The sequence below is a fragment of the Kangsaoukella pontilimi genome (assembly GCF_009830125.1).
GTDB lineage: Bacteria > Pseudomonadota > Alphaproteobacteria > Rhodobacterales > Rhodobacteraceae > Kangsaoukella > Kangsaoukella pontilimi.
In genome coordinates, this window is the sequence record NZ_WUPT01000002.1 from 479,742 (window position 1) to 502,686 (window position 22,945).

The following is a 22,945-nucleotide window of genomic DNA, read 5'->3' on the forward strand; positions in this document are numbered from 1 at the left end:
GCAAGAAGGATCGGCGGGAAAACGCCGGTGATTAACGGAAGACCGCAAAGCATTAACCTTCTGTTAATTCTTCCGGCCACAAAATGAAAAAGCTGGGGAGAAACTCTGCTGCGGGCGATCCCGCAGAAGGTGGTTAAGGTGGTATTGATCGTCGCGAGCAATCCGACACTATCCGTGATCTGGGCAAAGTACCTGGAACGTCAGGGCCATGCCGTGACGCTGGTCCACAGTCAGGAGGCGGCGGTCGCCTATATGACCGAGCATTCCGTCGATGTGATCGTACTGGATATCATGCTGACGGATGGGGCGGCTATGGCCGTGGCGGATTATGCCAGTTACCGGCGGCCAAGCGCCGCGATCGTCTTCGTGACGCGGGCGACCTTCTTTTCGGACGGATCGGTCTTCAACCACTTCCCGAACGCTGCCGCATTCGTGGAAGAGAAAACGCCGCCAGGGGATCTGGCGGCGATCGTTGCGTATCATGGCCGGGCTTGCTGACGCAGGCCCGGAGCGTTGACGGGGGTCAGGCCGCTTTCAGCCGTCCACGGCCATGAGGCTCGTCCCAATCCAGCACCGGATTGATCGGTATGATGCGGTTGGGATTAATCGTCTCGTGGCTGTAGTGGTAGTGCCGCACGATGTGGTCGAAGTTGACCGTCTCGGCCACGCCCTGCCATTGGTACAGTTCGCGTGCGAAGCCCCAGAGGTTCGGATAGTCGATCAGCCGCCTCCGGTTGCACTTGAAGTGCAGGTGGTAGACCGGGTCGAAGCGGAACAGCGTCGTGACAAGGCGCCAGTCGGCCTCGGTGATGCGGTCGCCCATCAGGTAGCGGTTGGATGCGAGCCGGTCTTCGAGCCAGTCGAGGCTTTCGAACAGCGCGGTGACCGCCTCGTCATAGGCCTCTTGGCTGGTGGCGAAGCCGGATTTGTAGACGCCGTTGTTGACCGTAGAGTAGACCCGTTTGTTCACCTCCTCGATGGCGTCGCGCATATGCGTGGGCCAATAGTCGTCGGTGTTCCCGGTCAGACCGTCGAAGGCCGAGTTGAACATGCGGATGATTTCCGAAGACTCGTTCGATACGATCGTCTCGCGCTTCTTGTCCCAGAGGATCGGCACGGTGACGCGGCCAGAAATATTGGGATCGGCCTTGAGGTAGATGTCACGGGCGAAGGGCAGGCCAAAGAGCGTGTCACCGGTCGCGCCGTCGAAGTCATCGTCGAACGTCCAGCCGTCAGAAAGCATGTCGGGATGGACGACCGAAATAGAGATCAGGTCCTCAAGTCCTTTGAGCTTGCGGAAGATGAGTGTCCGGTGTGCCCAGGGGCAGGCATAGGACACGTAGAGATGATAACGACCCGCTTCGGCGGGAAAGCCGCCGTCACCCGAGGGCCCGGCACTCCCTTCGGCGGTGATCCAGTTCCGGAAACTGGCGTTCGACCGCACGAATTTGCCGCCGGTTTTCTTCGTATCGTACCACTCGTCCTTCCAGACGCCTTCGACAAGCTGACCCATGAAATTCTCCTTTGCTTGTCCCTCAATATTGGGCGATTGCCGTCCGGGACCAGCCCTGCCACGGCACGGCGCATGTGCGCCATCGCACGCTCAGCCTAATACGGCGTTAAGTCTGCGCGTCTCTTCTGAGGAACCAATCTGCCCGGCATGGTCCAACAGTGGTTCGGTTCGTGTCCGAAACACCGGCGAATTCAGACACTTCTTGACCGAATCGGCATTTGCGCCATCTCCTGAGCAGCGGGGGAGATTTTGTCATGTCTGAATACCTGCCTAAGGACGTTCGGGAAGGTCTTATCGCTGCACAAAAGGCCGGACTGAGAAAGAAAAGCCGGATGCGCGTGCGCGTCGGCGATCGCGACTTCACGATCTTGCGGTACTGGGGCGATGGCTTTGCGCTCGATGCCGACGACGCACCAAGTCTGCGCGGTCTTGTCGACATCTATGATGGCGCGCGCATGAAGTCTCAATGTCTGATCGTCGCCTCCTCGGAAGAGGACGGGCAGATGCTCTATGAGTTCAAGCGCGCGACAGAGGCCGCAACAGGGCCGGCGCTGGACTATGAGCGGGATGCGATGGCGCCTGTCGCGCTGATCGGGCGGGCCTGAAACCGGGGACTCTGCCCCCGGCTCGCAGATTGCGCGCCTCTCACGGGATTTTCCGGACACAAAGCAAAAACCGCTGACAGGCGCGACTGTTGGCGCTAACATGCGCGACGAAGGAGGCGCGCATGACCCCCATAGACGATATCGAGACGCTGGAACGGCTTTATGACGCGGCATCGCCCAATTCGCTCGACAAGGTCGCAACCGAGCTGACGCCGGCCTATCGCCGGTGGATCGAGGCGTCCCGCTTTGTCGTTCTGACCACTGTCGGACCGGAAGGGACCGATGCCAGTCCGCGCGGCGATGACGGCCCGGTTGTCGCGGTGGCGGATCGCCGGACGCTTCTATTGCCTGACTGGCGCGGCAACAACAGACTCGATTCACTTAGGAACATCGTCCGCGACGGGCGCGTCAGCCTGATGTTCATGGTGCCGGGATCGAGCAATGTGGTGCGGGTGAACGGGCGCGCGGTACTGACAGCGGATGACGGGATGACGGCGCGGTTCGACAGGGACGGTCAGCGCCCGAAGACCGTGGCGGTCGTGAGCATTGAAGAGATGTATTTCCAATGCGCCAAGGCGGTTATCCGATCGGCCCTGTGGTCCCGTGGTGATGAGAGCGGGGGCGTGCCAACGGCGGGCGATTTCATCCGCGAGTTCAAGCAGGGCTTCGACGCCGACGCCTATGATCGCGAGTATCCCGAGTATGCAAAGAGCATTCTCTGGAGCTGACAGTACGCGCGGCGCCGGTCGGTCCGGCGTAGCGTGAGACAGCGAATCTCTTGGGGATGGCCTGGGGGTAGAGACGTCCGGAACCTGAGGCCTCAGAGAAGCGCGCCGCCGTCTTCGTCGTCGCCTGCTTCGGCCATCAAGGTCCGCATGTCCGGGATCATCACCCGCCGCTTCCCCTGAAGTTCGATCACGCCCTCTTTCTTCAGCGCCGAGATCTGTCGGCTCACGGTCTCTAGCGTCAGGCCCAGATAATCCGACATCGCTTCTCGGGTGAGCGGCAGGTCGATCTCGACATTGCCGCCACGGGTGTCGCCATTGATCGAGGCGCGCCGGGCGATAATCGCGAGAAGGCTGGCGATTTTCTCCCGTGCAGTCTTGCGCCCGAGAAGCAGCATCCATTCCCGCGCAGCGTCGAGCTCGTCCAGAGCCATTTCCAGCAATCGCTGCGAAACATGGGGCGTGGTCTCAAGCAGATGCTCGAAAGGCTTCCGGCGGAAACAGCAGAGCGTCGTCTTCGTCACGGCAGTGACGTCGAATTTGGCGATCTCTCGCCCGGGACGGCCGGCAAAATCGGACGGAAGCAGAAGGCCCACCATCTGGCGGCGGCCGTCCTCCATCGTCTGGGTCAGCGCCGCGACGCCAGAGACCACCGACGCCACGAACTCCATGCGGTCGCCCGCCCAGAGGATCGGCTGACCGGCTTCGAAGGTTCTGTAGTACTTGATTTCCTCCAGACGGCTCAGCTCGTCCGGTTCGCAGCGTGCACAGACCGCGCGGTGGCGGATCGGGCACTGACTACAGTCCTTCATACGCGCCAGATCTGGCGGCAGTTCGGTCATGATCCCTCCGGTTCCCTTGATCCGTGTCAAAGTACGGACCTGTTCGCGTGTCTAGTCTAACTGTCATGATGACTTCTACGCAAATGCGACGCCATGGTCTTTTCGACGCAAGGGTGCCGCGATACACAAGCTATCCGACGGCGAACCACTTCACGGCTGATGTCGGCCCGGAAGAAATGGCTGAATTTCTCGGCGCAGTCCCCGCTAGTGAACGTATCTCGCTATACCTCCACATTCCCTTCTGCCGACGGCTTTGCTGGTTCTGCGCCTGTAGAACGCAGGGTACATCCACAGCCAGCCCGGTCCGGGCCTATGTTGAGACGCTGAAGCGCGAAATCGAGATGATGCGCGCGCGTTTGCCCGAGGGAGTGGCGCTCAGTCGCCTGCATTGGGGCGGAGGCACACCGACCCTTCTCGAGGCGGAGACGATTCGCGACCTTGCCCGCGCTATCGAGACAAGCTTTCCTCTTGCGGACGGGGCCGAGTTCTCGGTCGAGATCGACCCGAACGAGATCGATGAGGCGCGGCTCGACGCGCTGGCTGAAGTTGGCCTGACGCGAGCGAGTATCGGCGTCCAGGACTTCGATCCGGATATTCAGAAGATCATCGGGCGCGATCAGAGCTTCGACACGACGAAACAGGCCGTGGACGGTTTGCGCGCGCGCGGAATAGACAGTCTGAACGTCGATATCCTCTACGGGTTGCCGAACCAGTCCGATGCGCGCATCTCGGACTCGGTGCAGCGCGTGCTGTCGCTGAACCCCGACCGGATCGCTCTTTATGGCTATGCGCATGTGCCCTGGATGGCGCGGCGACAGGCGCTTATTCCGACCGATTTGCTGCCGCGGCCCGAAGAGCGCTTGGCGCTGTTCGAAACGGCGGCGCGGCTGTTCCGTTGGGATGGCTACATGGATATCGGCATCGATCATTTCGCGCGCCCCGAAGACGGATTGGCCGTGGCTTTGAAAGAGGGGCGGCTTCGCCGGAACTTCCAAGGCTACACCGACGATCAGGCCGAGGTCCTGCTGGGGCTCGGGGCATCGTCGATCTCGCGCTTTCCGGGCGGTTTCGCGCAGAATGCGCCCGCCACGTCGAAATGGGTGGGCGCGGTCGAGGCGGGTATGGTCGCCACTGCGCGGGGCGTCGTTCTGTCGAGGGACGATGCGCTTCGGGGCGTTCTGATCGAGATGCTGATGTGCGAATTCGGCATCGACACCGCCCGTGCCGCTGACCGTGCAGGCGCCGATCCGGCGGCGGTCGAGGCGTGTCTGACGCCTCTGCTGAAGAGCTATCCGGATGCTCTGAGGAAGACGGCACGCGGTATAGAGGTACAGCCTGAGGCGCGGCCGCTGACCCGTATTCTTGCGCGCGCTCTGGATGCCTGGGACGTCAAGAGCGATGGGCATTCGCTCGCGATCTGACGATCACTTCCAGTCGAAGAATCCGTCGCCCGCCTTGCCCAGCAATTCGGCGGCAAGATCGCGACCCATGGCGGCACCGTCCGCGATAGGGCCGCTGCGTTCGCCCGCGATCGCCTCGGAGCCATCGGTGCGGAGGATCTCGCCGCGAAGCCGAAGCGTTTCGCCGGAGAGCTCGGCCAGCCCGGCAATCGGCGTTTCGCAGGAACCGTCCAGCGCCGCAAGGAAGGCGCGTTCGGCGGCAAGGCGGTGGCCGGTTGGCGTGTCGTGGATGGCGGCGAGCATTTCGGCCGCGCGCGCGTCGTCCTCGCGCCGTTCGATCCCGATGGCGCCTTGTGCGACGGCGGGCAGCATTTCATCTGTTTCAATGGCCGATGCGGCGACATGGGCCATGCCCAGCCGGTTCAGCCCGGCCATGGCGAGGAAGGTGCAGTGTGCAACTCCGTCTTCCAGCTTTTTAAGGCGGGTCTGCACGTTGCCCCGGAACTCGACGACTTCAAGATCGGGCCGCTTGTTCAGAAGCTGCGCCTTTCGTCTGAGGCTGGAGGTGCCGACGCGGGTTCCGGCAGGCAGCGCGGCCAGCGTGCCGCCGGACGGCGCTACAAAGGCGTCGCGGACGTCCTCGCGCGGCAAGTAGCAGTCGAGCGTCAACCCGCCGGGCTGTTCGACGGGCATGTCCTTCATCGAGTGCACCGCGATATCGATCTCGCCCGCCAGCATCGCGTCCTCGATCTCGCGGGTGAACAGCCCCTTGCCGCCGATCTCCTTCAGCGGACGGTCCAGCACCCGGTCGCCCGTGGTCTTGATGACGACGATCTCGAACGCGTCCTCGGGCAGGTCGAACGCGGCGGCCAGCCGGGCGCGGGTCTCATGGGCCTGTGCGAGTGCAAGGGGCGAGCCACGGGTGCCGATACGGAACGGGTGGGCGGAATCTGGGAACGTCGTCATATGCTTGGTGTAGTGGTGTCAGGAAAAGTTGACAATCCGTTCTATTGACAAGGGTGCCTGCGGCTGTGACCAAGATGGTCACAGAATTCCGGGGAATACCACAATGAAAGACAAGCTGATCCTGCGCGCGCTGGCCGGAGAGACTTTGCCCGTGCCGCCGATCTGGATGATGCGGCAGGCAGGCAGATACCTTCCGGAATATCGCGCGACACGCGCCGAGGCGGGGGATTTCCTGAGCTTGTGTTACAACCCCGAGCTTGCCGCCGAGGTGACACTTCAGCCGATCCGCCGCTATGGCTTCGACGCGGCGATCCTGTTTGCCGATATCCTGCTGATCCCGGATGCGCTGGGCATGGACCTGTGGTTCGTGACCGGCGAGGGGCCGCGCCTGTCGACCGTCACCACGGCCGAAGAGGCGGCGGCGCTGAAGCCCGCCGACTCGATCCACGAGCATCTGGCGCCGGTCTACGAGACGGTGCGCATCCTGTCGCGCGAGCTTCCCGAAGAGACCACACTGATCGGCTTCGCGGGCGCGCCCTGGACCGTGGCGACCTATATGATCGCGGGGCAGGGCACCAAGGACCAGGGTCCGGCCCATGCTTTGAAGGCCGAGAACCGGCCCGTGTTCGAGGCCGTGATGGACCGCGTGACCGAGGCGACCATCGAGTACCTGTCGGCGCAAATCGAGGCCGGTGCCGAGGTGGTCAAGCTTTTCGACAGTTGGGCCGGATCGCTAAAAGGGCAGGATTTCGACGATTATGCGCTGGCGCCCGCCAAGCGGATCATTGCGGCGCTGAAGGCACGCCACCCCGACACGCCGATCATCGCCTTCCCGCGCGAGGCGGGCGAGCGCTATGTCGGGTTTGCCAAGGCGACGGGTGCCGATTGCGTCGCGCTCGACAACTCCGTCGATGCCGAATGGGCCGCCGAGCATGTGCAGGTCGATGGCTGCGTGCAGGGCAATCTGGCCTCGTCCCATATGGTGACGGGCGGGCAGGCGCTGATCGACGAGACGCGGGCCATTGTGCGCGCTTTTTCGAAGGGGCCGCATATCTTCAACCTCGGCCACGGGATCACGCCGGATGCGGACCCCGAGAATGTGCAGCTGATGATCGACACGGTGCGCGAGGGCGCGAAGGGCTGAGGCCCGGCGCGCGGATGGGAGCGGGCCGCCTATGCGCCTTGTCCTGCTGACCGCGCTGACCATGGTGGCTTTCGCCGCCAATTCCCTGCTGAACCGCGCCGCGCTTCTGGATGACGCCACCAGCCCGGCCGCCTTTGCGGCGGTGCGGGTGCTGGCCGGGGCGGTGATGCTGGCGGCGCTGGTCATCCTGCGGGGCGGTGTGCCACCCATTCGGGCCAAGGGGCGCGTCTTGGAGACGGCTGCGCTGGCGCTTTACCTGATCGGGTTCTCGTTTGCCTACGTTTCGCTCGATGCCGGGCTTGGCGCGCTGATCCTGTTCGGAGGCGTGCAACTGACTATGTTCGCCGCCGCCGTCCTGTCTCGCGACCATGTTCCCGTGCTGCGCTGGCTGGGCGCGGCGATGGCGCTTGGCGGTCTGGCGTGGCTGGTCTGGCCGGGGGACGTCACGGCTCCCGCGTTTGTTCCGGTGGCGATGATGGCAGCGGCGGCGTTCGGCTGGGGTATTTATTCGCTGGCTGGGCGCGGGGCCAAGGATGCCATGGGCGAGACGGCGGCGAATTTCATGTGCGCCGTGCCGGTGGTCTTTCTGGTATGGGCCATGGCCGGAGGCGGGATCGGGGGGCAGGGCATCGTGCTCGCCGTGGTCTCGGGCGCGGTCACCTCCGGTCTCGGCTATGCGCTCTGGTACACGGTGCTGCCGGGACTGGACCGCTCGGTCGCTGCGCTGGCGCAACTGACGGTGCCGGTGATTGCGGTGGCGGGGGGCGTGCTGTTTCTGGGCGAGGGCCTGACAGCCCGGCTTGTCCTGTCGTCGGCGATCATTCTGGGGGGCGTCGCGCTTGGCGTGCTGGCCTCGTCTCAGCGCAGGATCGGCTCCAGCGGGTCGTAGGCCGCTACCCCGTCATGGTCCCACGCGACGTCGGCGAGGCTGTCGGGTTTCACGCGAAGCCGCGAAAGGTCTTCCCGCGTGACCCAATGGCGCTCGGTCACTACGCCTTCAGGGTCGGTCCAGTCGGCGGGCATGTCGGGGTCCATCAGCGAGCAGCGGAAATAGATGTCGACCTGGTGAAAGTCTCCGTCGGGGTCGTGAAACTCGTTCACGAGGACCGGTGGGCCGACGCTGACGGTCAGGCCGGTTTCCTCATGGATTTCGCGGCGGAGGTTGTCTGGCAGGGACTGATGCGGTTCGACCCCGCCACCCGGCGCGCAGAGCAGATCGCTTTTCCCGCCGGGCCACGCGTTCACCAGAAGCAGCCGATCGCGGTGCAGGATCAGGCCCCGGACGGCCAGCCTGACCTTGCGCCCCATGCGCCTCAGACCCGGTCGGAGGCCGGGCGCAGAACCCGCGTGACATGGCCCATCTTGCGACCGGCGCGCGCCTCGGCCTTGCCGTAGAGGTGAAGCCTTGCGCCGGTCTCGGCGGCGATGGCCGCGACGTCGTCGACATCATCCCCGATGAGGTTGGTCATCACCACGTCCGAGTGCCGCACCGGATCGACCAAAGGCCAGCCCGCAACGGCGCGGATATGCTGTTCGAACTGGTCGATGACCGCGCCCGCCTCGGTCCAGTGGCCGGAATTGTGAACGCGGGGGGCGATCTCGTTGACCAGCAGCCGGTCGCCCACGACGAAGAGCTCGACCCCCATTACGCCCACGTAGTCGAGCGCCGTCAGGATTGTGCCAGCGACGCCGAAAGCGCGTTCGCGCAGTGCCTCGTCGATATCGGCGGGGACCGTTGTGGTGTGCAGGATGCCATCCTTGTGGACGTTCTCGCCTGGCTCGAAACACGCGATGGTATCGTCGGCGCCGCGCGCGGCGATCACGCTGATTTCGCGGTCGAAGGCGACCATACCTTCCAGAATGGCTTCGGCGCCCTGCATCTCGGCCAACGCGCGCGTGGTGTCGTGCGTTTCCCTGATCCGCGCCTGTCCTTTGCCGTCGTAGCCGAGGCGGCGGGTCTTCAGGATCGCCGGCAGGCCGGTCAGCGCGATGGCCTGTGCCAGCGTAGCGTCATCATGGACGGGTGCGAAGGGCGCGCAGTCGAGCCCGATCTCGGTCAGGAAGGTCTTCTCTGTCAGCCGATCCTGACTGACCGCCAGTGCCTGTCGGTTTGGCCGGATCGGGACGACCGCCTCGATCGCGTCGAGCGCATCGGCGGGGACGTTCTCGAACTCGTAGGTGACCACGTCGACCGATTGGGCGAAGGCAGTAAGCGAGTCTAGGTCTTCGTAAGGCGCAGTGGTCGTGCGGTTGGCCACCTGTGCGGCGGGCGGATTTGCGCCCGGCTCGTAGACATGGGTTTGCAGACCGAGGCGCGCGGCGGCCATGGCCAGCATCCGGCCAAGCTGTCCGCCGCCGAGGATGCCGATGGTCTGGCCGGGCTTGAGCGCGTCAGTCATCGCTGGGGACCTCCGGGATCGAGGCCGAAAGCGCGGCGCGCCAGTCGTCGAGCCGCGCCGCAAGGTCTGCGTCCGAAAGGGCGAGGATTTGCGCAGCCATCAGACCCGCATTGGCGGCACCCGCCGCGCCGATGGCCATGGTGGCGACGGGAAAGCCGCGAGGCATCTGGACGATGGAATAGAGGCTGTCGACACCTTTGAGCGCACGGGTTTCTACAGGCACGCCAATGACGGGAATGCGGGTCTTGGACGCCATCATGCCGGGCAGATGCGCCGCGCCGCCAGCGCCGGCGATAATCGCCTTCAGGCCACGGTCGGCGGCCTCTTTCCCATAGGACCAGAGGCGGTCGGGCGTCCGGTGGGCGGATACGATCCGCGCCTCGTAAGAGACACCGAGTTCGTCGAGTATCTCGGCGGCCCCCCGCATCGTCGGCCAGTCCGACTGGCTGCCCATGATAATGCCGACATCTGTGGTCATTCCGAGCCCCTCTTCCGGTTCAGCCGGACACTAGCCGCAGGGCTGGGGGGCCGCAATCGCTCAGGCGATGATATCGGGGGTCAGTTCGTCTTCGATCCGGGCGATCTTGTCCTTGAGAACCAGCTTCTGTTTCTTCAGGCGGCGGATGGTCAGGGGATCGCCACCGGGCTTTTCCGATAGCGCCTGGATCGCCTCGTCAAGGTCGCGATGCTCACGCTTGAGGACCTGAAGTTTCAGGCTGAGAACCTCTTCGTGGTTCATCGTTTTTGGGATGTCCTGGGCCATGACGCCATCATCGTTCGGATCGCTGAGGCCGACCATAGCCTGCGTGCGTTAAAAGGTGGTAGTCCTTTGTCCGCCCTTGCGGCAACAGGGCAGCACCCCCATATCATGCTCAAGACCGGTCGCCTTCGGGGGCTGGGCAGAAGTGTCGCTTTGGTGAAGAGGACGCGCATGAGCAAGTTGACCTTGGGAACCCACCCGTTCCTTCTGGGCTTCGATCAGCTGGAACGCATGGTCGAACGGACGGCCAAGACCGAAAACGGCTATCCCCCCTATAATATCGAACAGGTAAGCGATCACGCCTTCCGCATCACGCTGGCCGTGGCCGGCTTTGCCGATGACGATCTGTCGATCACGGTCGAGGACAAGGAACTGGTCGTGCGGGGCCGTCAGGCCGACGACACGAGCGGGCGCGTGTTCCTGCATCGCGGAATCGCCGCGCGTCAGTTTCAGCGGACCTTTTTGCTGGCCGACGGCGTTGAGGTCAGTGGAGCGTCGCTCGCCAATGGTTTGCTGCATATCGAACTGGTCAGGGCAGAACCCAACCGCGTGGTGCAGGAAATCAGGATCGACAAGGGTTGACGGAGGACTGGTGCTATGAATTCACCATTTGATTTCAAGGATATGGATACCGACCGGACGGTGTATGTCCGTCCTGTGGATATCGCGACGCTTCCCGCCGAAGTGCAGGAGCAGGCCGATGGCGATGCCCAGATCTATGCTGTTCACGCCTCGGATGGCGAGCGTCTTGCCCTGGTTAAAGGACGTGAGCTGGCCTTCGTCCTGGCGCGTCAGAATGATTTCGCGCCGGTCAACGTGCACTGAGCGCGCTGCCTTTACCGCTAATTAGAACGCCTGCCGGTCCCTCGGCGGGCGTTTTTCTTGTCGACTTTCGGCGCGTCTGGTGCACCTTCTCGGCAGGTAAGGCGACGAGACGGGGGCGGCCATGGCTGGCGCAGGTAAGTTGAGGCTTGGGGTCAACATCGACCACGTGGCGACGGTGCGGAACGCGCGCGGATCGGCCTATCCCGATCCGGTGCGCGCGGCGAAACTGGCCGAAGAGGCAGGTGCCGATGGGATCACGGCGCACCTGCGCGAGGATCGGCGGCATATCTCGGATGCGGATATCGAGGCCTTGGCCGAGGAACTGACCGTGCCGCTGAATTTCGAGATGGCCGCGACCGAAGAGATGCAGAACATCGCGCTTCGTCATGTGCCCCATGCGGTGTGTATCGTGCCGGAGAAGCGCGAGGAGCGGACGACCGAGGGCGGTCTGGAGGTGGCGCAGGACGAGAACCGCCTGGCGCATTTCATCGCGCCGCTCAGGGATGCGGGCTGTCGCGTTTCGATCTTCATCGCTGCCGACCGGCGTCAGATCGAGGCGGCGCACCGGATCGGTGCGGCGGTCATCGAGCTGCATACAGGGGCGTATTGCGATCTTCATGCCGAGGGACGGATTAAGGAGCGTGACGCCGAACTGGAGCGCCTGCGCGAGATGTCGGCCTTCGCCCATTCGCTTGGGCTGGAGGTTCATGCCGGTCACGGGCTGACCTATGATACGGTGGCTCCGATTGCCGCTTTTCCCGAGATACGGGAGTTGAATATCGGGCATTTCCTGATCGGCGAGGCGATCTTCCGGGGGCTTGGCCCCGCAATCGCCGAGATGCGGCGCATCATGGACGCCGCACGGGCCTGACCGAGCTGAGCGCGCTGACGCGCGCACGCGATATCTGCGCCGCGGTCCCCGCGGCGCGCTGCCTCCGGCGGGGATATTTTCGAACAGGCGAAGATGCGGGCGAGAGCGGGCCCTGGCGTTGGGTGTCGGTGCCGGTCGGGTCGGACCGGCTGCCTGTCGCCGGGCCGGCGAGGATGCAGTTGACCGGGTGGACCGTTGTCGGGTTGTCGAAGCCGTAACCGGGCGGGCGGGGCGAGAAGGTGGCGCGGCAGCCTTCCGTATCGCTGGAGTAGGCGCCGACAGCCGTTCCGTAGTGGAAGACCACAACCACATAGGCGTCCGAGCGGCCAAATTGCGGGGGGCCGTAACCCTCGGGATTGGTCATGTCGCGGTAGACGAAGCGGGTTTCCGCGCCTTGCCGGATCTTCTGGGTGGGGTTGCCCCAGCGGGCGACGTGGTCGGTTTCCGTCGTGAAGCCGGGTTGGACGCTTGTCACCATGGCCCAGCGGACGTTGGGATCATTGGCCACGGTGGTGTTCCAGGCGAGGCCGCCACAGGCTGTGACTGCAAGGAGGGCGATCAGGGTAAGGGCGCGATGCATGGGGCCGGGCATAGCGCGACATGGTTGCCAAAACCTTGCTGGCAGCCCCATATGGCCCCGGAAAAGGGAAGGCGCGACATGATCCTTGGTATCGGGACCGATCTTTGCAATATCGAGCGGATCGAGCGGGTGCTTGATCGCTATGGCGACCGGTTCCGGAACCGGGTCTTTACCGAGACCGAGCAGCGGAAGGCCGAGCGGCGGCGCGATGTGGCCGGCACCTATGCCAAGCGCTGGGCGGCGAAGGAGGCCTGTTCCAAGGCTTTGGGCACCGGTCTGCGCATGGGGATCGCCTGGAAGGACATGGCAGTGACCAACCTCAGGTCCGGCCAGCCGGTGATGCATGTGACCGGATGGGCCGCCGAGCGACTGGCCGAAATGACGCCGGAGGGGCATGTGGCCACGATCCATGTCACGCTGACCGACGACCACCCCTGGGCGCAGGCCTTTGTCGTGATCGAAGCCCTGCCCGAGGACGACGCCGCGCGCCCCACGACGCGGCGGCTTGCTTGACAGGGGCGGGGCCGGGGGCCAGAAAGCGCGAACCCTTTTTCATGGACGGACAGCCCGTATGAGTGAGAAGACCGGAACGCTGATGGACGGCGTCGTCGAAACCGTGAAGACGATCGTCTATGCGTTGTTGATCGCGGGCGTATTTCGCACCCTGTTTTTCCAGCCGTTCTGGATCCCGTCGGGGTCAATGAAGGACACGCTGCTGATCGGGGATTTCCTGTTCGTCAACAAGATGGCCTATGGCTACTCCTCGGTGTCCTGTCCGTTTTCCATGTGTCCTATCGACGGGCGTCTGTTTGGGGATGAGCCCGAGCGCGGCGATGTCGTGGTGTTTCGCCACCCGACCAATGGGCAGGATTTCATCAAGCGGGTCGTGGGCTTGCCGGGCGATACGATCCAGATGCGGTCGGGCATTCTCTACATCAACGGCTCGCCCGCGCCGCAAGTGCCCGATGGCACCTTTGTCGAGACCTATGAGCGGCAGGGACCGGCGGGCCGGACGCCCGTTTGCCTCGAGCCGCGCGTCCGCTTCGGGGACGACTGTACCAAGGACCGTTTCATCGAGACGCTGCCCGATGGCACGCAGCACGCCGTATTGGATGCCGGGCCGAGCCGGGTGGACAACACGGGCGTCTTCCGGGTGCCGGAGGGGCATTTCTTCTTCATGGGCGACAACCGCGACAACTCGACCGACAGCCGTGTGCAGCCGCCGTCGGGCGTTGGTCTCGTGCCGTACGAGAACCTGATCGGCCGGGCGGACCGGGTGATTTTCTCGTCGGCGGGGCGTTCGCTTCTCTTCGTCTGGACTTGGCGGGGGGATCGCTTCTTCAAGGCGATCGAGTGATGAAGCCGGGCCGCGAGCTCGATGCGTTTCAGTCGCGGCTGGGGCATCGGTTCCGGTCACCCGAACTGCTGATCGAGGCGGTGACACATCCTTCCGTCGGCACCGCTGTCAGACCCAATAACCAGCGGCTGGAATTTCTGGGCGACCGGGTGCTGAACCTGATCGTGGCCGAGGCCTTGCTGGAGGCCGACCCGACCGCGTCTGAAGGGGTGCTGGCGCCGCGCTACAACATGCTGGTCCGGAAAGAGACCTGCGCCGAGATGGCTGACGAGATCGGGCTGGGCGCTGTGCTGCGGCTTTCGCCCGGTGAGATGAAGACGGGCGGTCGACGCCGGGTGGCGACTCTTGCCGACGCCTTCGAGGCGGTGATCGCTGCGATCTATCTGGATGCGGGATACGGTGCGGCCAAGGCGGTTCTGTTGAAGATCATCGGGGATCGGGCCGCGACGGTGGCGGAAGATGCCAAGGACCCGAAATCGGCGCTGCAGGAATGGGCTCAGGGCAGGGGCGAGGCGCCGCCTGATTATGTCGAGATCGCGCGTAAAGGGCCGCCCCATGCGCCGGTCTTCACCATCGAGGCGCGGCTGGCCGATGGGCGTGCGGCACGGGCCGAAGGCACCGTGAAGCGCGAGGTCGAAAAGGCGGCGGCCAAGGCTCTTCTGGGCCAGGTAACTCAACCACGCTGACGGATCGCTGTCTTCCAGAGCTTCTTGCGGATGCCAGGCGGTTCAAACCGGCTGTAGTGCCCCTTCGAGAATGCGGGCCAGTCCAGCGCGAGGCCCTGAGCGACCAGGGCCTCGGCAATGTCTGTGCCATCGTCGAGGCGGCAATGGGCCACGACCCTGTCATAGGACAGCTCGGGGCGGATGCGGGCTGTAACCGTTCGACCCCGGCAAAGCCGGACCATGGCCCATTTCGAGGCCTGACCGTAGGGGTGGTTCAGTTCGGGCGCGTCGATCCCTGCGATGCGGATATGGACGCCGTCGATGACGATCGTGTCGCCGTCGACGACCCAGGCCTTGCCGGTGAGGATGCAACGGTCGAGGCGGCGTGCATCTTCCACCAGTTGACGGGCGCGGCGGGCTTTCGCTGTCAACGCGGGGCGCGCCCCGGCGGGTGTGGGCGTGCGGTCCGTCCAGGTGCTTGACGGGATCGGCCGGGGTTTCGGCCGTGTCGTGGGGGGCAGATCCGTCGCGGGCTTTTGCGGCGGCGATGCAGCAACGGGCGGTGGCAGTGGTGCGGTCTGATCCTTTGTGGAATGCGCGTAATTGCGCACAAGGTAGGCTGAAACGACAATGAGGCTTACGGCAATCAATTCCATGCCCGACAACCTGAGCGCGAAATCGAGCGCATTTTCGGCGAATTCGGTGCATTATGACGGCGGGGCGGGTGCCGGGCGGCGGTCGTGCTGGCCCCGCTCGTTCGAATCGACTAAGCGGCGGCCATGCAGGACGATACAAAACAGACGCGCGCCGGTTTCGTGGCGCTGATCGGCGAGCCCAATGCGGGCAAGTCGACGCTTCTCAACCGGATGGTCGGGGCCAAGGTCTCGATCGTGACGCACAAGGTGCAGACGACGCGGGCGCGTATCAGGGGCGTGGCGATCGAGGGCGCGTCCCAGATCGTCTTCGTGGACACGCCTGGACTTTTCACGCCGAAACGGCGGCTGGACCGGGCGATGGTCGCGGCGGCGTGGTCGGGCGCGGCGGATGCGGATGTGGTCGTCGTCATGGTCGAGGCGCATCGTGGTGTGACGCCGGGCGTCGAAGCTATGCTGAAGGGGCTGGAAGAGCGCGGCAAGGGCGCGCGCGCTGCACTTGCCATCAACAAGATCGACCGTGTGGAACGGAAAGCCCTGCTTGGGCTGTCCGAGGACCTGAACAAACGGTTCGGTTTCGTCGAGACCTTCATGATCTCGGCCGAGAAAGGCTATGGCGTCGATGATCTGAAGCGGTGGCTGGCGGGCGAGATGCCTGAAGGCCCTTGGCTTTATCCCGAGGACCAGATCGCGGACCTGCCGATGCGGATGATCGCCGCCGAGATGACGCGGGAGAAGCTGACCCTGAGGCTGCATCAGGAGCTGCCCTATCAACTGACTGTCGAGACCGAGAACTGGGAAGAGCGCGAAGATGGCTCGGCCCGGATCGACCAGATCGTCTATGTCGCCCGCGACGGGCACAAGGGGATCGTTCTTGGCAAGAAGGGCGAGACGATCAAGGCGGTCGGGCAGGCCGCGCGGGAAGAGATCGAGGCGTTTCTTGGCCGCAAGGTGCACCTGTTCCTGACCGTCAAGGTCCGGCCCAACTGGCTGGACGAGGCGGAACGCTATTCCGAGATGGGTCTGGATTTTTCCGATGGGGCGTGAGCGGGGCGCATTCTTTGAAAGAATGCGGGCCCGGTGGTGAACGCGCGCCTGACGTCGGAGGTCTGGGTGGCGGCTTATCTGACGCGCTGCCGGTTGGCGGATATCCCGGCCTTTGTCGTCGCGCGGGGCGATCACACGGCGGGTGCTGTTCTGGTCAAGCTGAATACGCTCGACGGGCGCGCCGTTGCTTTTCAACGATCCTTCGACCTGATGACCGGAGAGCGGCGCTGGGTCGTGCTGGTCGAGGGAAATGAGGCCGACGTCGATGCCTCGGTCACCCGGCAGCGGGGCACGGACCCGGACCTCTGGGTGATCGAGGTCGAGGATCGCGCGGGACGCCATTTGCTCGACCAGCCGGGGCTGGAGTAGGATTGCGCCGGCTTCGCCGTCGCGGTGCGCTCCGCGCGGGAGTATTTTCGAACAGAAGAAGGGCAGCGGGTGGACTGGCGGGACGAGGGAATCGTGTTGGGGATCAGGCCGCATGGGGAAACCTCGGTCATTCTCGATGTGCTGACCGCCTCCCATGGCCGCCACGCCGGTGTGGTGCGTGGCGGGGTTAGCCGCAAGATTGCGCCCCTTCTGCAGCCGGGCGCCGATCTTGACCTGACCTGGCGGGCGCGGCTGGAGGAGCATCTGGGCGCTTTCACGGTGGAGCCTCTGAAAAGCCGGGCCGTTCTGTTGTCGGATCGCCGGGCGCTAGCCGGGCTGAACGCGGTGACGGGTCTGTTGCGCTTCGCGCTTCCCGAGCGGGAGGTGCATGAGGGGCTGCACGAACGGACGGCGGCGCTTCTGGACATGATGGGTGACAGCCCGTTCTGGCCGATTGCCTATGTCCGGTGGGAGGTGGCGCTATTGGAGGCGCTGGGTTTCGGGCTGGACCTGTCGGCCTGCGCCGTCACCGGGTCAACGGAGGGGTTGGTCTATGTCTCGCCCCGGTCGGGCCGGGCGGTGTCCGAGGCCGGAGCGGGGGAGTGGGCCGAGCGGCTACTGCCGCTGTCTCCGGCGCTTCTGGGGCAGGGAACAGGGTCGGGGGACGAGATCGTCGCGGGTCTCGCCGTCACGGGGCATTTTCTTTCGGCCAGTCTTCAGCCCGCTATGGGCGACCGGCCGTTGCCCGAGGCGCGGGCGCGGCTGGTGGACCTTTTGGGGCGGGCCTAGCCGCTCCTTCAGGCCAAGAGGCGGCGGGCGATGACCTGGGCCTGGATCTCGGCGGCACCTTCGAAGATGTTCAGGATGCGCGCGTCGCAGAGGATGCGGCTGATCGCGTATTCCAGCGCGAAGCCGTTGCCGCCATGGATCTGCAGCCCGTTATCCGCCGCGGCCCACGCCACGCGGGCGCCGAGGAGCTTGGCCATGCCGGCCTCGAGGTCGCAGCGGCGGTCGGCGTCTTTCTCGCGGGCCGAGAAATATGTGAGCTGGCGCGCCACCATGATCTCGACCGCCATCATTGCGAGTTTGGACGCCACGCGGGGGAAGGCGATCAGCGGCTTGCCGAACTGCTTGCGGTCTTCGGCATAGCGGAGCGACACGTCGAGCGCCGATTGTGCGACGCCGATGGCGCGCGCGGCGGTCTGAATGCGGGCGGATTCGAAGGTCTGCATCAGTTGCTTGAAGCCTTGCCCCTCTTCGCCGCCGAGCAGATTCTCGCCTGCGACCGCGAAGCCATCGAAATTGACGGTATATTCCTTCATGCCGCGATAGCCCAAGACCTCAATTTCGCCGCCAGAGAGGCCGGTATCGGGGAAGGGTTCGGCATCGGTGCCGGGGGTCTTTTCGGCGAGGAACATGGAAAGGCCGCGATAATCATCGGTGCCAGGGACGGTGCGTGCCAGCACCGTCATCACATGGGTGCGGGCGGCATGGGTGATCCACGTCTTGTTGCCGGTGATTTCCCAGTCGTCGCCCTGCCGGGTGGCCTTGGTTCTGAGGCTGCCGAGGTCGGAGCCGGTGTTCGGTTCGGTGAAGACCGCCGTGGGCAGGATTTCCCCCGACGCGAGACCGGGGAGCCATTTCTCCTTCTGCGCCTCGGTGCCGCCGCAGAGGATCAGCTCGGCGGCGATCTCGGACCGTGTGCCGAGAGAGCCGACGCCGATATAGCCGCGGCTGAGTTCCTCGGAGACGACGCACATCGACGCCTTGGACAGGCCGAAGCCGCCGTATTCCTCGGGAATGGTCAGGCCAAAGACGCCCATCTCGGACATCTCGTCGATGATCTCCATCGGGATCAGTTCGTCCTTGAGGTGCCACTCGTGGGCGTGGGGCTCGACGCGGTCCTTCGCAAAGCGACGGAATTGCTCGCGGATCATCTCCAGTTCGTCGTCGAGCCCGGTGGCGCCATAGGTGATGTCGGCGGTGCGCTCGCGGATGATCTCGACGAGGCGGAGGCGCGCGGCCTCGGTGTTGCCGTGCTGCGTCAGGGTCATGACGGCGGGGGACATCATGGCGCGCTGGTCGTCCTGAGAGAGGCCCATGTCCTGCGGACGGAGGATTTCACCCTGGCTCATTGGCAGGCCGCCATAGAGCTGCCAGAGGTATTCGCCAAAGGCGATCTGGTGGATCAGCGCCTCGAGCTCTCCGAATTTACGCTGTTCGGTCAGGGCGTTGGCCCACTGCTGCATCTGGGAGAGCGCCTGCACATAGGTGGCGAGCCAGGCGAGGCCGTGGGCGGCGGTCTGATTGGCTTCGATCAGGCGGGCCGAGACCTTGCCGTCCTCGGTGACCATGATGCGAACCTTGTCCCGCGCGGTTGCGAGAAGCGCGTCGGCAGCGGTGAGAGCCTCCCCGGTCAGGGTCAGGAGATTGTCCAGAAGGGGCGTTTGGGTCTCGGGCATGGCACCGTCGCGAGGCATCGGAATCGTCCTTATTCTGCGTCTGCGAAGGGATAGGGGCAATGCAGTCGCAGCGCAAGAAGATTTCTTGTTTGGGGTGTGTTTTTGACATTTTATGACTTTCCAAATTTGCATGGGTCCCTTGGGCACGTCCGCCCATCGGTGCGCGGACATTTGCCGACGAGTGCTATTGGGGCGGATCGCCTGCCGCAATTCCGCCCCATTCCTGCCCTAGCGCTGATGCGGGGGCGCCACATCAGAGCCTAGTCTCGGAGGACGCATGACACTCATTTCCCCCCTTACCCCGGTCATTTCCTGGATGCCGCCCAACCCGGAAGGCCCGGCGGGCTTTACAACGGAATGGCACGGGCATGGCGCCAATCACCAGGGCAACAACGAGCCGGGCGACACCGCCGCCGACCGCCACAATTTCGGGAACGACACGGCGGGCAACTCGGGTCACAACCCGACGGCGGGGTCGGCTCAGGACGACTTCTCGGCGGAGGCGGGCCTGCCCTTCGTCAAGTTCAAAGACGCACCGCTTGAGGACGAGGGCGAGGATGAGCACGACATGATGGACATGATGCTCTAGGCGATTTCGGCGCGCCAAAGCTGCAATATTGAAGACCCGCCGCGGTGGTGCGGCGGGTCTTTTTTGTCATTGGCCGGTGACTTGCCGGAGAACCGGTCGCGCGGCAGCGCGGTCATGGGGCAAGAGCCAGTGATGCGTACGCCGTCCTAGCCTGCCTTCAGATACGGGATCGTGCCCGCGATGTCGGTGTCGTCAATCACCCGGAAGGTCGAGACGCTGCCCGCCTGCCGTGCCTTTCCGAATGGCGCATAGTCGGGGTCTGCGGCGAAGGCGTCGAGAGCCTCGCGCGAGGGGAACAAGATTATGGCGATCAGGCTGCTGTCGCCCGGTTCGCCCTCGACCGTTTCTATATTGCCGCTGCGGGACAGGTAACGGCCACCGTGGCGCTCAACTAGGTCGTGCACATGGGTGGCGTATTCCGGAACCCAGCCGTCGTCGGTGATCTTGATGTCGGCGATAAGGTAAATGCTCATATCGGTCTCCTTGTCCGGGCCGGTCGGGATGATCGGCCCATCTGGGAAAAGCCTGTCAGAGACGCCGGGTGCCTCTCCAGTCACGGAACTGGAGCGGCCGGTACAGTTTCTGGACTGGATGGGTCCGGCGGGGCTGTTAGGCTGCGACGAACGGATGGAGGGACACAAAATGGCACAAGCGGGATACAAGCAGTTCTGCCCACTGGCGATGGCGGCGGAGGTGCTCTGCACCAGATGGACAATGGTCCTGATGCGCGAGCTGATCGCCGGATCGACCCGGTTCAACGACCTCAGGCGGGGCGTGCCAAAGATGTCGCCCACGCTTTTGTCCCAGCGTTTGAAGGATTTGGAGGATGCCAAGATCGTCGAGCGGCGGCCATTGCCATCGGAGCGGGGTGTCTTCGAGTATCATCTGACTCCGGCCGGGCGGGACCTGCGCGAGGTGGTCATAGCGATGGGCATGTGGGGCCAGAAATGGGTCGAGTCGTCGCTTTCGCTAAAGAACCTCGATCCCTCGCTTCTGATGTGGGACATGCGGCGGAACCTCAACCCCGATCCGCTGCCGCGGCAACGGACGGTGGTCCAGTTCATGTACCACGACCTTCCGTCGACCAAACGGGACTGGTGGCTGGTGATCGAGCCTGCGGGCGAGGTGGACCTGTGCTGGGCCGATCCGGGGTTCGAGGTGGACCTTTACGTGTCCACCGACCTGAGGACGATGACGGCGATCTGGATGGGTGTCACGGATGTGGCGGCGGAGCGGGACAAGCTGGAATTTACGGGGCCAACGGAGATCTCGTCCACGATCCAGACATGGCTGGGCCTGAGCCCCTTCGCAGTACAGAAAAAGCTGGTGCCCTGACGCGGTGACTGACCTCTGCGGCCCACGAAAAAGGGCCACTCGGAGGTGGCCCTTTCCCTAGCGGTGTGGGTTGGCATTCGGGCATCCGCCCATCGGCCTTTCCCACTTGGCCTTTCGGCATTTCGCTGAAGCGAAACGCCTGTCGGCCTGACGCAATTTCCGACGCGCGTTGCGCGCCGGAAATCACTTACATCATGCCGCCCATGCCGCCCATGTCGGGCATGCCGCCACCGGCCGCGCCTTCCTTGGCGGGCTTGTCGGCGACCATGGCTTCGGTCGTGATCAGGAGACCGGCGATCGAGGCCGCGTCTTCCAGAGCGGTCCGGACAACCTTGGCCGGGTCGATGACGCCGAACTTGAAGAGGTCACCGTACTCCTCGGTCTGCGCGTTGAAGCCGAAGGAGACATCCGACGACTCGCGGACCTTGCCGGCCACGACAGCGCCGTCGACGCCGGCGTTCTCGGCGATCTGGCGGAGCGGTGCTTCGAGAGCGCGGCGGACGATTGCGATGCCGGCGTCCTGGTCGCTGTTCGCACCGGTCAGACCCTCGAGGGTCTTGCCAGCCTGCACGAGGGCGACGCCGCCGCCGACCACGATGCCTTCCTGAACGGCGGCACGGGTGGCGTTGAGCGCGTCATCGACGCGGTCCTTGCGCTCTTTCACTTCGACTTCGGTCATGCCGCCGACGCGGATGACGGCAACGCCACCAGCCAGCTTGGCCACACGTTCCTGAAGCTTCTCACGGTCGTAGTCCGAGGTGGTTTCCTCGATCTGCTGACGGATCTGGCTGACGCGGGCCTCGATCTCGGCCTTTTCGCCGTGACCGTCGACGATGGTGGTCTCGTCCTTGGTGATCGAGACGCGCTTGGCAGTGCCCAGCATGTCCATCGTGACGCTTTCCAGCTTCATGCCCAGGTCTTCCGAGATCACCTGGCCGCCGGTCAGGATCGCGATGTCCTGCAGCATGGCCTTGCGGCGGTCGCCGAAGCCCGGAGCCTTGACGGCAGCGATCTTGAGGCCGCCGCGGAGCTTGTTCACGACGAGGGTCGCCAGCGCTTCGCCTTCCACGTCCTCGGCGATGATGAGGAGAGGCTTCTGGCTCTGGATGACCTGCTCGAGAAGCGGGACCATCGGCTGGAGGGACGACAGCTTCTTCTCGTGGAGAAGAATCATCGCGTCTTCCAGTTCCGCAACCATCTTGTCGGGGTTGGTGACGAAGTAGGGCGAGAGGTAACCGCGGTCGAACTGCATGCCTTCGACGACTTCGGTTTCGGTCTCGAGACCCTTGTTCTCTTCGACGGTGATGACGCCGTCATTGCCGACCTTCTGCATCGCGTCGGCGATCTGGCGGCCGATTTCGGCTTCGCCGTTGGCCGAGATGGTGCCGACCTGAGCAACCTCGTCGCTGTCCTTGACGGGACGCGAGGCGGCCTTGATGGCGTCGACGACTTTTGCGACGGCGCTGTCGATGCCGCGCTTCAGGTCCATCGGGTTCATGCCGGCGGCAACCGACTTCATGCCTTCCTTGACGATGGCCTGAGCCAGAACCGTCGCGGTGGTGGTGCCGTCGCCGGCCTCATCATTGGTGCGGCTGGCGACTTCTTTCACCATCTGCGCGCCCATGTTCTCGAACTTGTCCTCGAGTTCGATTTCCTTGGCGACCGACACACCGTCCTTGGTGATGCGGGGCGCGCCGAAGCTCTTCTCGATGACGACGTTGCGGCCCTTGGGGCCGAGAGTGACTTTGACCGCATCGGCGAGGGTGTTCACACCCTTCAGCATGCGATTGCGGGCGTCCGTGTCGAATTTGACGTCCTTAGCAGCCATGTTGCTTGCT

General features: G+C 64.3%; 29 protein-coding genes. 17 read left to right on the forward strand and 12 right to left on the reverse strand.

The window, feature by feature from the left end; genetic code table 11:
- The first annotated feature begins 138 nt into the window (after positions 1-138).
- Positions 139-498: a response regulator gene (locus tag GQ651_RS11785; RefSeq protein ID WP_160764446.1), complete on the forward strand. Its 360-nt coding sequence runs from the start codon at positions 139-141 to the stop codon at positions 496-498.
- Positions 499-523: 25 nt separating this feature from the next.
- Here GQ651_RS11785 and GQ651_RS11790 read toward each other — a convergent pair whose 3' ends face one another.
- Positions 524-1,513 (reverse strand): glutathione S-transferase family protein, encoded by a 990-nt coding sequence (locus tag GQ651_RS11790; protein WP_160764447.1) that lies wholly within the window; start codon positions 1,511-1,513, stop codon positions 524-526.
- A 254-nt stretch (positions 1,514-1,767) separates the two neighbouring features.
- Between GQ651_RS11790 and GQ651_RS11795 the strand changes: the two genes are divergently transcribed.
- Together GQ651_RS11795 and GQ651_RS11800 are read left to right on the forward strand one after the other, a co-directional pair.
- Positions 1,768-2,118 carry a hypothetical protein gene (locus GQ651_RS11795; protein ID WP_160764448.1) on the forward strand — a complete coding sequence of 117 codons (351 nt, stop codon included), beginning with the start codon at positions 1,768-1,770 and terminating at the stop codon, positions 2,116-2,118.
- Between the two features lie 122 nt (positions 2,119-2,240).
- The gene (locus GQ651_RS11800; RefSeq protein ID WP_160764449.1) at positions 2,241-2,846 is read left to right on the forward strand and encodes a pyridoxamine 5'-phosphate oxidase family protein; all 606 of its coding nucleotides are present in this window, start codon (positions 2,241-2,243) and stop codon (positions 2,844-2,846) included.
- Between the two features lie 92 nt (positions 2,847-2,938).
- Here the strand turns inward: GQ651_RS11800 and fnrL are convergent, their stop codons facing one another.
- On the reverse strand, positions 2,939-3,685 hold the full coding sequence (gene fnrL / locus GQ651_RS11805; RefSeq protein ID WP_160764450.1) for a transcriptional regulator FnrL: 747 nt from the start codon (positions 3,683-3,685) through the stop codon (positions 2,939-2,941).
- A 65-nt stretch (positions 3,686-3,750) separates the two neighbouring features.
- On the opposite strand from fnrL, the gene hemN reads away from it, so the two are divergent.
- Positions 3,751-5,106: an oxygen-independent coproporphyrinogen III oxidase gene (hemN, locus tag GQ651_RS11810; RefSeq protein ID WP_160764451.1), complete on the forward strand. Its 1,356-nt coding sequence runs from the start codon at positions 3,751-3,753 to the stop codon at positions 5,104-5,106.
- A gap of 3 nt (positions 5,107-5,109) precedes the next feature.
- On the opposite strand, the gene hemC is transcribed toward hemN, so the two are convergent.
- Entirely contained in the window at positions 5,110-6,051 is a 942-nt protein-coding gene (hemC, locus tag GQ651_RS11815; RefSeq protein WP_160764452.1) for a hydroxymethylbilane synthase, read from the reverse strand.
- Positions 6,052-6,154: 103 nt separating this feature from the next.
- Between hemC and hemE the strand changes: the two genes are divergently transcribed.
- Together hemE and GQ651_RS11825 are read left to right on the forward strand one after the other, a co-directional pair.
- On the forward strand, positions 6,155-7,195 hold the full coding sequence (gene hemE / locus GQ651_RS11820) for a uroporphyrinogen decarboxylase (protein ID WP_160764453.1): 1,041 nt from the start codon (positions 6,155-6,157) through the stop codon (positions 7,193-7,195).
- A 31-nt stretch (positions 7,196-7,226) separates the two neighbouring features.
- A complete protein-coding gene (locus GQ651_RS11825) occupies positions 7,227-8,084 on the forward strand; it encodes a DMT family transporter (protein WP_160764454.1) in 858 nt (285 codons plus the stop codon).
- Here the strand turns inward: GQ651_RS11825 and GQ651_RS11830 are convergent.
- The 4 genes from GQ651_RS11830 to GQ651_RS11845 are packed head-to-tail and all read right to left on the reverse strand — an operon-like array spanning position 8,054 to position 10,393.
- Entirely contained in the window at positions 8,054-8,503 is a 450-nt protein-coding gene (locus GQ651_RS11830) for an NUDIX domain-containing protein (RefSeq protein WP_160764455.1), read from the reverse strand. The two genes, GQ651_RS11825 and GQ651_RS11830, sit on opposite strands and share 31 nt — an antisense overlap.
- 5 nt (positions 8,504-8,508) lie before the next feature.
- Positions 8,509-9,594 carry a 5-(carboxyamino)imidazole ribonucleotide synthase gene (locus GQ651_RS11835; protein ID WP_160764456.1) on the reverse strand — a complete coding sequence of 362 codons (1,086 nt, stop codon included), beginning with the start codon at positions 9,592-9,594 and terminating at the stop codon, positions 8,509-8,511.
- Positions 9,587-10,072 carry a 5-(carboxyamino)imidazole ribonucleotide mutase gene (purE, locus tag GQ651_RS11840; protein ID WP_160764457.1) on the reverse strand — a complete coding sequence of 162 codons (486 nt, stop codon included), beginning with the start codon at positions 10,070-10,072 and terminating at the stop codon, positions 9,587-9,589. The genes GQ651_RS11835 and purE overlap by 8 nt, the downstream gene beginning before the upstream one ends.
- 60 nt (positions 10,073-10,132) lie before the next feature.
- Positions 10,133-10,393 carry a YdcH family protein gene (locus GQ651_RS11845; protein ID WP_227258152.1) on the reverse strand — a complete coding sequence of 87 codons (261 nt, stop codon included), beginning with the start codon at positions 10,391-10,393 and terminating at the stop codon, positions 10,133-10,135.
- Positions 10,394-10,525: 132 nt separating this feature from the next.
- Here GQ651_RS11845 and GQ651_RS11850 point away from each other — a divergent pair, with 132 nt between their 5' ends.
- The 3 genes from GQ651_RS11850 to GQ651_RS11860 all read left to right on the forward strand — a co-directional run bounded on the left by GQ651_RS11850 (position 10,526) and on the right by GQ651_RS11860 (position 12,050).
- The gene (locus GQ651_RS11850; RefSeq protein WP_160764458.1) at positions 10,526-10,936 is read left to right on the forward strand and encodes an Hsp20 family protein; all 411 of its coding nucleotides are present in this window, start codon (positions 10,526-10,528) and stop codon (positions 10,934-10,936) included.
- 15 nt (positions 10,937-10,951) lie between these two features.
- Positions 10,952-11,179 carry a DUF1150 family protein gene (locus GQ651_RS11855; RefSeq protein WP_160764459.1) on the forward strand — a complete coding sequence of 76 codons (228 nt, stop codon included), beginning with the start codon at positions 10,952-10,954 and terminating at the stop codon, positions 11,177-11,179.
- A 121-nt stretch (positions 11,180-11,300) separates the two neighbouring features.
- Entirely contained in the window at positions 11,301-12,050 is a 750-nt protein-coding gene (locus GQ651_RS11860) for a pyridoxine 5'-phosphate synthase (RefSeq protein ID WP_160764460.1), read from the forward strand.
- Here the strand turns inward: GQ651_RS11860 and GQ651_RS11865 are convergent.
- Entirely contained in the window at positions 12,028-12,630 is a 603-nt protein-coding gene (locus tag GQ651_RS11865; RefSeq protein ID WP_160764461.1) for a hypothetical protein, read from the reverse strand. The genes GQ651_RS11860 and GQ651_RS11865 overlap by 23 nt on opposite strands.
- A gap of 78 nt (positions 12,631-12,708) precedes the next feature.
- Between GQ651_RS11865 and acpS the strand changes: the two genes are divergently transcribed.
- The 3 genes from acpS to rnc are packed head-to-tail and all read left to right on the forward strand — an operon-like array spanning position 12,709 to position 14,673.
- Positions 12,709-13,143 carry a holo-ACP synthase gene (gene acpS / locus GQ651_RS11870; RefSeq protein ID WP_160764462.1) on the forward strand — a complete coding sequence of 145 codons (435 nt, stop codon included), beginning with the start codon at positions 12,709-12,711 and terminating at the stop codon, positions 13,141-13,143.
- Positions 13,144-13,201: 58 nt separating this feature from the next.
- A complete protein-coding gene (lepB, locus tag GQ651_RS11875) occupies positions 13,202-13,987 on the forward strand; it encodes a signal peptidase I (protein WP_227258153.1) in 786 nt (261 codons plus the stop codon).
- Positions 13,987-14,673, forward strand: coding sequence for a ribonuclease III (gene rnc / locus GQ651_RS11880; protein ID WP_160764463.1), 687 nt, complete (start codon positions 13,987-13,989; stop codon positions 14,671-14,673). The genes lepB and rnc overlap by 1 nt, the downstream gene beginning before the upstream one ends.
- Here the strand turns inward: rnc and GQ651_RS19045 are convergent.
- Positions 14,661-15,050, reverse strand: a complete 390-nt coding sequence (locus GQ651_RS19045; RefSeq protein ID WP_319637418.1) for a thermonuclease family protein — start codon at positions 15,048-15,050, stop codon at positions 14,661-14,663. The genes rnc and GQ651_RS19045 overlap by 13 nt on opposite strands.
- 381 nt (positions 15,051-15,431) lie before the next feature.
- Between GQ651_RS19045 and era the strand changes: the two genes are divergently transcribed.
- The 3 genes from era to recO all read left to right on the forward strand — a co-directional run bounded on the left by era (position 15,432) and on the right by recO (position 17,510).
- Positions 15,432-16,352 carry a GTPase Era gene (gene era / locus GQ651_RS11890; RefSeq protein ID WP_160764465.1) on the forward strand — a complete coding sequence of 307 codons (921 nt, stop codon included), beginning with the start codon at positions 15,432-15,434 and terminating at the stop codon, positions 16,350-16,352.
- 36 nt (positions 16,353-16,388) lie between these two features.
- Positions 16,389-16,721 carry a DUF1491 family protein gene (locus GQ651_RS11895; protein ID WP_160764466.1) on the forward strand — a complete coding sequence of 111 codons (333 nt, stop codon included), beginning with the start codon at positions 16,389-16,391 and terminating at the stop codon, positions 16,719-16,721.
- 69 nt (positions 16,722-16,790) lie between these two features.
- Positions 16,791-17,510: a DNA repair protein RecO gene (gene recO / locus GQ651_RS11900; protein WP_160764467.1), complete on the forward strand. Its 720-nt coding sequence runs from the start codon at positions 16,791-16,793 to the stop codon at positions 17,508-17,510.
- 8 nt (positions 17,511-17,518) lie between these two features.
- Here the strand turns inward: recO and GQ651_RS11905 are convergent, their stop codons facing one another.
- Positions 17,519-19,201 carry an acyl-CoA dehydrogenase family protein gene (locus tag GQ651_RS11905; RefSeq protein WP_160764468.1) on the reverse strand — a complete coding sequence of 561 codons (1,683 nt, stop codon included), beginning with the start codon at positions 19,199-19,201 and terminating at the stop codon, positions 17,519-17,521.
- A gap of 259 nt (positions 19,202-19,460) precedes the next feature.
- Here GQ651_RS11905 and GQ651_RS11910 point away from each other — a divergent pair, with 259 nt between their 5' ends.
- Positions 19,461-19,772, forward strand: a complete 312-nt coding sequence (locus tag GQ651_RS11910) for a hypothetical protein (protein ID WP_160764469.1) — start codon at positions 19,461-19,463, stop codon at positions 19,770-19,772.
- 146 nt (positions 19,773-19,918) lie between these two features.
- On the opposite strand, the gene GQ651_RS11915 is transcribed toward GQ651_RS11910, so the two are convergent.
- Positions 19,919-20,245, reverse strand: a complete 327-nt coding sequence (locus GQ651_RS11915) for a DUF1330 domain-containing protein (protein ID WP_160764470.1) — start codon at positions 20,243-20,245, stop codon at positions 19,919-19,921.
- Positions 20,246-20,273: 28 nt separating this feature from the next.
- Between GQ651_RS11915 and GQ651_RS11920 the strand changes: the two genes are divergently transcribed.
- Positions 20,274-21,107 carry a winged helix-turn-helix transcriptional regulator gene (locus tag GQ651_RS11920; RefSeq protein WP_227258154.1) on the forward strand — a complete coding sequence of 278 codons (834 nt, stop codon included), beginning with the start codon at positions 20,274-20,276 and terminating at the stop codon, positions 21,105-21,107.
- A gap of 187 nt (positions 21,108-21,294) precedes the next feature.
- Here GQ651_RS11920 and groL read toward each other — a convergent pair whose 3' ends face one another.
- On the reverse strand, positions 21,295-22,935 hold the full coding sequence (gene groL / locus GQ651_RS11925) for a chaperonin GroEL (RefSeq protein ID WP_160764471.1): 1,641 nt from the start codon (positions 22,933-22,935) through the stop codon (positions 21,295-21,297).
- Positions 22,936-22,945: the final 10 nt, after the last annotated feature.

What these genes read in the sequence shown, in the direction of transcription:
- GQ651_RS11850 (WP_160764458.1), top strand. Translation starts at nt 10,526, where the DNA reads ATGAGCAAGTTGACCTTGGGAACCCACCCGTTCCTTCTGGGCTTCGAT.
- GQ651_RS11855 (WP_160764459.1), top strand. Translation starts at nt 10,952, where the DNA reads ATGAATTCACCATTTGATTTCAAGGATATGGATACCGACCGGACGGTG.
- GQ651_RS11860 (WP_160764460.1), top strand. Translation starts at nt 11,301, where the DNA reads ATGGCTGGCGCAGGTAAGTTGAGGCTTGGGGTCAACATCGACCACGTG.
- lepB (WP_227258153.1), top strand. Translation starts at nt 13,202, where the DNA reads ATGAGTGAGAAGACCGGAACGCTGATGGACGGCGTCGTCGAAACCGTG.
- rnc (WP_160764463.1), top strand. Translation starts at nt 13,987, where the DNA reads ATGAAGCCGGGCCGCGAGCTCGATGCGTTTCAGTCGCGGCTGGGGCAT.
- GQ651_RS11830 (WP_160764455.1), bottom strand. Translation starts at nt 8,503, where the DNA reads ATGGGGCGCAAGGTCAGGCTGGCCGTCCGGGGCCTGATCCTGCACCGC.
- GQ651_RS11910 (WP_160764469.1), top strand. Translation starts at nt 19,461, where the DNA reads ATGACACTCATTTCCCCCCTTACCCCGGTCATTTCCTGGATGCCGCCC.
- GQ651_RS11905 (WP_160764468.1), bottom strand. Translation starts at nt 19,201, where the DNA reads ATGCCTCGCGACGGTGCCATGCCCGAGACCCAAACGCCCCTTCTGGAC.
- GQ651_RS11795 (WP_160764448.1), top strand. Translation starts at nt 1,768, where the DNA reads ATGTCTGAATACCTGCCTAAGGACGTTCGGGAAGGTCTTATCGCTGCA.
- purE (WP_160764457.1), bottom strand. Translation starts at nt 10,072, where the DNA reads ATGACCACAGATGTCGGCATTATCATGGGCAGCCAGTCGGACTGGCCG.
- GQ651_RS11800 (WP_160764449.1), top strand. Translation starts at nt 2,241, where the DNA reads ATGACCCCCATAGACGATATCGAGACGCTGGAACGGCTTTATGACGCG.
- hemC (WP_160764452.1), bottom strand. Translation starts at nt 6,051, where the DNA reads ATGACGACGTTCCCAGATTCCGCCCACCCGTTCCGTATCGGCACCCGT.
- fnrL (WP_160764450.1), bottom strand. Translation starts at nt 3,685, where the DNA reads ATGACCGAACTGCCGCCAGATCTGGCGCGTATGAAGGACTGTAGTCAG.
- groL (WP_160764471.1), bottom strand. Translation starts at nt 22,935, where the DNA reads ATGGCTGCTAAGGACGTCAAATTCGACACGGACGCCCGCAATCGCATG.
- GQ651_RS11865 (WP_160764461.1), bottom strand. Translation starts at nt 12,630, where the DNA reads ATGCATCGCGCCCTTACCCTGATCGCCCTCCTTGCAGTCACAGCCTGT.
- GQ651_RS11825 (WP_160764454.1), top strand. Translation starts at nt 7,227, where the DNA reads ATGCGCCTTGTCCTGCTGACCGCGCTGACCATGGTGGCTTTCGCCGCC.
- GQ651_RS11845 (WP_227258152.1), bottom strand. Translation starts at nt 10,393, where the DNA reads ATGGTCGGCCTCAGCGATCCGAACGATGATGGCGTCATGGCCCAGGAC.
- hemE (WP_160764453.1), top strand. Translation starts at nt 6,155, where the DNA reads ATGAAAGACAAGCTGATCCTGCGCGCGCTGGCCGGAGAGACTTTGCCC.
- GQ651_RS11835 (WP_160764456.1), bottom strand. Translation starts at nt 9,594, where the DNA reads ATGACTGACGCGCTCAAGCCCGGCCAGACCATCGGCATCCTCGGCGGC.
- GQ651_RS11920 (WP_227258154.1), top strand. Translation starts at nt 20,274, where the DNA reads ATGATCGGCCCATCTGGGAAAAGCCTGTCAGAGACGCCGGGTGCCTCT.
- GQ651_RS11915 (WP_160764470.1), bottom strand. Translation starts at nt 20,245, where the DNA reads ATGAGCATTTACCTTATCGCCGACATCAAGATCACCGACGACGGCTGG.
- GQ651_RS11790 (WP_160764447.1), bottom strand. Translation starts at nt 1,513, where the DNA reads ATGGGTCAGCTTGTCGAAGGCGTCTGGAAGGACGAGTGGTACGATACG.
- acpS (WP_160764462.1), top strand. Translation starts at nt 12,709, where the DNA reads ATGATCCTTGGTATCGGGACCGATCTTTGCAATATCGAGCGGATCGAG.
- hemN (WP_160764451.1), top strand. Translation starts at nt 3,751, where the DNA reads ATGATGACTTCTACGCAAATGCGACGCCATGGTCTTTTCGACGCAAGG.
- era (WP_160764465.1), top strand. Translation starts at nt 15,432, where the DNA reads ATGCAGGACGATACAAAACAGACGCGCGCCGGTTTCGTGGCGCTGATC.